We start from the raw sequence: 6,790 nt of genomic DNA, 5'->3' as shown, positions 1-6,790 counted from the left end.
AAGTCCGCATCTGATCTGGTTTTCAATGCGATCTCGTTGACAACACCGAGGGAGTCCATATAAGGCACAAAGGGCACAGAGAAGAACACACAGAGTTGTCACCCCTCATCAACAACTCTGTGATCTCTGTGCCTCTGTGGTTACTTATGCTTTTAGGCAGATTTATCACCACAGAGGCACCAAGAGCACGGAGATTTCAATGCGGTTTCAGGGCTTTCGCTTGGCGAACTCTGCGGCTCAGCGAGAGAGTTTTTTGGGGCCTTCGGCCGGTATTGGAATACTTCTCGCTGTGACGCAGAGGGCACAGAGAAGAACACACAGAGTTGTCACCCCTCATCAACAACTCTGTGATCTCTGTGCCTCTGTGGTTACTTATGCTTTTAGGCAGATTTATCACCACAGAGGCACCAAGATCACGGAGAATTCAACGAGGTTTCAGGGCTTTCGCTTGGTGAACTCTGCGGCTCTGCGAGAGAGTTTTTTGGGCCTTCGGCCGGTATTGGAATACTTCTCGCTATGACGCAGAGGGCGCAGAGATGAGCACGCAGAGTGTTAACCCTCGTCAACAACTCTGTGATCTCTGTGCCTCTGTGGTTATGAATGCTTTACGCTGGCAATCACGGATTAAAAAGCGATTAGGGCTAAGGGCTGCCAGCGTCGCATTGTCCAGTGGCAAGGGCTCACCCGCTAATTGGCTGGACAGCATCTCGGCCAGCAAAGGCGCCGTGCATAATCCACGGGAGCCCAGCCCCATGAGCAAATACAAGCCAGGTAGGTCGGTGGCCTGAGCATAGCCCTGAGGTGCCTTACCCAAATACAGGTCCGCATAGCTCTTGGACTGTGTGGGTAAGTCCGGCATAGCACCAACCAACGGCAAGTGGTCGGGCAGACCAAGGCGCACCGAAGCCCGTCCCTGACCATCGGTGATTAGCTGACCGGCCCAATCGCAACCCGCCATCGCCTGCTGGTGAATGGCCAGGTTTTGTTCGGCTTCCGTGCTGCGGTAGTCGCAGAGCATATCCTGCTTAATATAAGTGGAGCCCATGGCGTGGCGGCCATTTATTGCCGGCGTCATATAACCTTTATGACATAACACGGTTTTAAGCTTGGTATAGGCAGGCAGACTGGGAATATGTTCCACCTGACCGCGTACCGGTCGCAGCGGCAGGTTATGCAATAGTGGTAAATGCACCGAATCTGCGCCGGTTGCCAGGACCACCAAAGGATGATGGTTATGGCTACTATCCTGCCAGTGCAACTGCCATTGTCCATCTTGGTGGACGAGCTCCTCAACTACTTTGCCCTGTATGATTTGGAGATTGTCTCCACAGGCTTGTAGTAGTGCCTGGGTTAGTCCGGCCGGATCCAGCCAGCCACCATCCTGAATAAACAAGGCCGGGTAGGGAATATCCAGTCCGGCAATATCTGAGGCTGCGCGACTGTCGAGAGGGGTTAGCAGATTCGTCGGCCAGTGCCCTTTTTGTACCAGTTTTTGCTGTTTGTCCTTAAGGGCTGCATTAAAGGCAATCTGCAGCACCCCACAAAAATCGTGGTCCACGGTCTGGCTTGTCAGCAACTCTGCGTAGCGACGACGGGCAAAGCCAAAGGCCTGGGCCATAAAGCGGCTGGACAGGTTGTCATCCACATGCAATTGAGGGTAGAAGCCGCCCTGGCGATTCCCCGAGGCGCCATCTGCAATGGCTTTACTGTATAAGCTGACCTGGTAGCCTTTTTGGCAAAGGCTATACGCAAGATTTGCGCCGGCCAGTCCTGCGCCGATGATGGCAACCTGTTTATGTGCTGCTGTGCGGCGAAAGTACCAGGGTTGATTATCTGCCTGCGGGAGCTTGCTGGGCAGGTAACCGGCCAGCATATCGCGTTTGTGACCAAATCCCTGGCGTTTTTCCACTGCAAAACCGGCCTGCTGTAAACCGCGACGCACAAAACCTGCTGCGGTAAAAGTAGCGAAAGTACAATCTTGTTTCCCCAGTGTTGCCATATGTGTAAACAGCTGATCTGTCCACATATCCGGGTTTTTACTGGGGGCAAATCCATCCAGAAACCAGGCATCCACCAGTCCTGTTGGTGGGCAATGCCACTGCACCAGCAATTCATGTAAATCGCCCAGCCATAAATCAAGAACCACGTCGGCATCATGCAGGGTAAATAGCAGACGATGACAGCCAGCGGTAAGATGCGGGTAGTTATTCAGCAGTGCCTGGCTATATTCAGCCAGCACGGGCCAATGATTCAGGGCCTGTTGCAGGTCACCCCGAGATAAAGGGAACTTCTCGGTACTGATAAAATACAAACGCTTAAGCGGTGAGCTTGGGTGATTCGCACGAAAGTCTGCAAAGGCGGCCAGACTGGCCAGGAAGTTAAGCCCTGTGCCAAAACCGGTTTCGGCAATCACAAAATGCGCGTTCTGCCACTGCTGCCAACGTTGTGGAATCTGATTGTTGTGCAAAAATACATAGCGGGTTTCCGCCAGGCCGTTGGCGTTTGAGAAATACACATCGTCAAAGGCATTGGCCACAGGCGTACCTAGTTCATTAAAATCTATCTGGGCAGTTTGAATAGCCATGCAAGGTCTTTAATCACAACAGCAGGGGCGCTATTCTACGTGATAGTGGGATGGCAGTAAAAAGTTGCCAGGCCCGCTTGGCATAAAGCAAAACAATGGCTTTAACATTGAACCCTCGGTAGCGCGTCTGGTCTTAAAGAGCAGACCAGTTTTGCCGAGAAAATCATTACCATAAGGGCACTTTTTTAAGTGAAGGTAACAAAATGAGAAGAGCCGTGATTACCGGACTGGGCGTGGTGTCCAGCATTGGTAACAATAAGCAGCAAGTATTGGAATCCCTGCAACAGGGCAAAAGCGGTATTCGTTACTCCCAGCAATTTGCCGATATGGGCCTGCGTAGCCAGGTATGGGGCAATATTGAACTGGATGTGAGCGAGCATATCGACCGTAAGGCCCTGCGTTTTATGGGCGAAGCGGCAGCTTATGCCTTTATTGCCATGCAACAGGCTATCGAAGATGCCGGGCTGAGTGATGAGCAGGTTTCCAATGTACGTACTGGTTTGGTAGCTGGCTCCGGCGGCGCTTCTTCGAAAAATCAGGTGGAGGCGGCGGATATTCTGCGTGAAAAAGGCGTAAAGCGAGTTGGCCCATATATGGTGCCCCGGACCATGAGTAGCACCGTATCTGCCTGTCTGGCTACACCGTTTAAAATCAAAGGCATTAACTACACCATTTCCTCGGCCTGTGCTACCAGCGCCCATTGCATTGGTCATGCCTTAGAGCAGATCCAACTGGGTAAGCAGGATATTGTGTTTGCCGGTGGTGGTGAAGAAGTGGACTGGACCCTGGCCATGGAATTTGATGCCATGGGGGCGCTGTCCACCAAGTACAATGACAGCCCGGATAAAGCATCCCGTACTTATGACGCTGACCGTGACGGCTTTGTGATATCCGGTGGCGGCGGCATGGTGGTGGTGGAAGAGCTGGAACATGCCTTAAACCGCGGCGCCAAGATTTACGCCGAGATTATTGGCTACGGCGCCACATCCGACGGCTACGATATGGTGGCGCCTTCCGGTGAAGGTGCGGTGCGTTGTATGCAGCAGGCCTTGCATGGTGTGGAAGAGAGTATTGATTACCTCAATACCCATGGTACATCTACCCCGGTAGGTGATGTGAAAGAACTTGAAGCCATTCAACAGGTGTTTGCTGGCAAATCACCGGCTATCAGCGCCACCAAGGCCATGACCGGCCATGCACTGGGCGCGGCGGGTGTGCATGAAGCCATATATAGCATGCTGATGCTGGAACATGGTTTTATTGCCCCCTCTGTGAATGTGCATAACCTGGATGCTAAAGCGGCGGGGCTGGACATTGTTACCGAACCGCGCCAGGCGCAGCTGAATACCGTGATGTCTAACAGCTTTGGTTTTGGTGGCACCAATGCCACCTTGGTATTGCGCCGCTATCAAAAGTAGCTAGCTGCAACTCTAAACTCTGAATATCTTTGTACCATCCAGGGATGGACGGTATGTCGGCTTGGCAGGGAGCCAGGCTGAGGATATTCCTGCCACACATAGACTTATCGGCGCCAAACTGGTAAAGTACGCGCCTCTTTTGGCATCCGTCGGTCGGTGCCTGTCTAGCGAATCCTCTTAATATTCCCCGGACGTTTTATTTTCCCCGCCTAAGACCGTGTCAGCGCCAAGCGCTGAGTAGGCCGGTTACGGAGTACAATTTTGAATTCATTTGACCAACTTGGCCTGTCGGCTGAATTGTTGCGTGCTGTTGCCGAACAGGGCTACAGCCAACCTACCCCTATCCAGGCCCAGGCCATTCCTGTGGTTTTGGAAGGACGTGATGTAATGGGCGCTGCCCAGACGGGGACCGGCAAAACCGCCGGTTTTACCTTGCCACTACTGCACAGGCTTGGTGGTCAGCGCCTTAGTCAGGGCATTCGCCCGGTACGAGCGCTGGTGCTGACTCCTACCCGTGAACTGGCAGCCCAGGTGGGTGACAGTGTGCGCGACTATGGTAAATATCTGCCGCTCACCAGTGCGGTGATTTTCGGTGGTGTGAATATCAACCCGCAAATTGCTGCGTTGCGCCGCGGGGTTGATATTCTGGTCGCCACCCCAGGCCGGTTACTGGACCATGTCAATCAGAAAACCCTGGACCTGTCCAAGGTAGAGATTCTGGTACTGGACGAAGCTGACCGTATGCTGGATATGGGTTTTATCCACGATATTCGCAGAGTGCTGAAATTATTGCCGGCTAAGCGTCAGAATCTGTTGTTTTCTGCCACCTTCTCCGATGAGATTAAGCGCCTGGCCGATGGTTTGCTGGACAATCCTGCGCTGGTGGAAGTGGCCAGACGTAATACCGCCTCAGAGGCTGTGGCACAGACAATCCATCCGGTGGATAAAGATAAAAAACGCCAGATGTTGTCCTACCTGATAGGCTCCAACAACTGGCAGCAGGTCCTGGTGTTTACCCGTACCAAGCACGGCGCCAACCGTTTGGCTCAGCAACTGGAAAAAGACGGCCTCACTGCCGCCGCTATCCACGGTAATAAAAGTCAGGGGGCCCGTACCCGGGCGCTGGCCGATTTTAAATCTGGTCAGGTGCGAGTGCTGGTAGCGACAGATATTGCCGCGCGGGGACTGGATATCGACCAGTTGCCTCATGTGGTTAACTTTGAGCTGCCTAATGTGCCTGAGGATTATGTGCATCGTATCGGCCGCACCGGCCGTGCCGGTAACGAAGGTGAAGCCGTATCATTGGTGTGTGTGGATGAGCACAAACTACTGCGCGACATTGAGAAACTGATCAAACGTGAATTGCCAAAAGTGGTGATTGACGGTTTTGAGCCGGATCCTAATGCCAAACCCGAGCCGATTCAAAAGCCACAGGCCAGGGCACCGCGTCGACAAATGGGTGAAAAGCCCAGAGGGCAGAAGTCGGAACGCCCTGCAGGTGAACAAAAGCGCCGTCGTCGTCGCAGCAAACCTAGAAATCCAGCCGCACACGCAGCCTGATCGGACTGGTAATTCGCGGGTAAGTGGGCAAAATAGCGGACTTTGTCATTCGTCTGTTTTGCCCATGCAAATCTACTGTGAAGATTCCCTGTTGTATGCCCGCGAGTTTTTTGCCGATTGGGGGCAGTTACATTTTTTCAGCGGCCGCACTGTCACGCCATCTCAACTCAAAGACGCCGATATTCTGCTGGTGCGCTCTACCACCAGGGTCGATGCAGAAATGCTCAGCCATTGTCCCAACCTTAAATATGTGGGTACGGCGACCGCCGGCACCAATCATCTGGACATCCAGGCCTTAAAGTCCCGCGGCATCGCCTATGGCTCCGCCGCTGGCTGTAACGCCATAGCGGTAGCTGAGTATGTGGTAAGCGCATTGTTTGCGCTGGCTCAAACACAAGGCTGGCAGTTGCTGGACAAACAAGTCGGGATTGTGGGGGCCGGACATGTAGGCAGCCAGTTACATAATAAGCTCAGTGCCCTGGGTATTCGCACTTTACTTTGCGACCCGCCGCTTGCAGCGCAAGGGGACAAGCGCACCATAGTGGATATGGATGCCATAATGGCCTGTGACATCATCAGCCTGCATGTGCCTTTGGTGGAGCAGGGGCCTTATTCCACCCGTGGGTTGTTTGGCCCACAACGATTGGCGCAGCTCAGTGACAATCAGGTGCTGATCAATGCCTGTCGTGGCGAGGTAGTGGATAATCAGGCGCTGTTGGCACTGTACCGTCAGGGGCGGAAATTCACCACTGTACTGGATGTGTGGGAAAACGAACCGGATATTCTGACTGACTTGCTACCCTATGTCGCCTTAGCCAGCGCCCATATCGCAGGCCATACCCTGGAAGGCAAAGCCAGAGGCACCTGGATGCTATATCAACAGGTTGGTGAGTTGCTCAGCCTGCCTGTCGAACTGCCTCTTGAAGCCGTTCTGCCCGACCCGGAATTAGCCGCAATGACTATTGATGAGGTCGAACAGGCGCAACTGGCAAAGCTGGTATTTGGTGTTTACGATATTCGCCAGGATGACCAGCTTTTCAAAACGCAGGTGAGTCAGCCTGGACAGTTTGAATATATCCGCAAGCACTATGCTATAAGAAGAGAATTCGCTGCATTGCAAGTTAGTGCTGGAAATTCTGTGCTGAAAAAGGCAATCTGCGGGCTCGGCTTTGCTAGTAAAGCCGCTAATTCTTGATCAGTTTTGATCGTCAGGCTTGACCCCAACCAA

The 6,790-nt window shown here is 53.1% G+C and carries 4 protein-coding genes; 3 read left to right on the top strand and 1 reads right to left on the bottom strand.

Annotation, left to right across the window (positions count from 1 at the left end; genetic code table 11):
* Nucleotides 1-562: 562 nt before the first annotated feature.
* Nucleotides 563-2,584, bottom strand: a complete 2,022-nt coding sequence (gene mnmC, locus ABD028_RS08260; RefSeq protein WP_343844003.1) for a bifunctional tRNA (5-methylaminomethyl-2-thiouridine)(34)-methyltransferase MnmC2/FAD-dependent 5-carboxymethylaminomethyl-2-thiouridine(34) oxidoreductase MnmC1 — start codon at nucleotides 2,582-2,584, stop codon at nucleotides 563-565.
* Nucleotides 2,585-2,787: 203 nt separating this feature from the next.
* Between mnmC and fabB the strand changes: the two genes are divergently transcribed.
* The 3 genes from fabB to ABD028_RS08245 all read left to right on the top strand — a co-directional run bounded on the left by fabB (nucleotide 2,788) and on the right by ABD028_RS08245 (nucleotide 6,757).
* Nucleotides 2,788-4,002, top strand: a complete 1,215-nt coding sequence (gene fabB, locus ABD028_RS08255; protein ID WP_343843999.1) for a beta-ketoacyl-ACP synthase I — start codon at nucleotides 2,788-2,790, stop codon at nucleotides 4,000-4,002.
* 261 nt (nucleotides 4,003-4,263) lie between these two features.
* Nucleotides 4,264-5,562: an ATP-dependent RNA helicase RhlE gene (gene rhlE / locus ABD028_RS08250; protein ID WP_343843997.1), complete on the top strand. Its 1,299-nt coding sequence runs from the start codon at nucleotides 4,264-4,266 to the stop codon at nucleotides 5,560-5,562.
* Between the two features lie 64 nt (nucleotides 5,563-5,626).
* A complete protein-coding gene (locus ABD028_RS08245) occupies nucleotides 5,627-6,757 on the top strand; it encodes a 4-phosphoerythronate dehydrogenase (protein ID WP_343843994.1) in 1,131 nt (376 codons plus the stop codon).
* The last annotated feature ends 33 nt before the right edge of the window (nucleotides 6,758-6,790 follow it).

The organism is Bowmanella denitrificans, from assembly GCF_039522935.1.
GTDB lineage: Bacteria > Pseudomonadota > Gammaproteobacteria > Enterobacterales > Alteromonadaceae > Bowmanella > Bowmanella denitrificans.
This window is presented reverse-complemented; position numbering and strand designations above follow the sequence as displayed.

What these genes read in the sequence shown, in the direction of transcription:
- fabB (WP_343843999.1), top strand. Translation starts at nt 2,788, where the DNA reads ATGAGAAGAGCCGTGATTACCGGACTGGGCGTGGTGTCCAGCATTGGT.
- mnmC (WP_343844003.1), bottom strand. Translation starts at nt 2,584, where the DNA reads ATGGCTATTCAAACTGCCCAGATAGATTTTAATGAACTAGGTACGCCT.
- ABD028_RS08245 (WP_343843994.1), top strand. Translation starts at nt 5,627, where the DNA reads ATGCAAATCTACTGTGAAGATTCCCTGTTGTATGCCCGCGAGTTTTTT.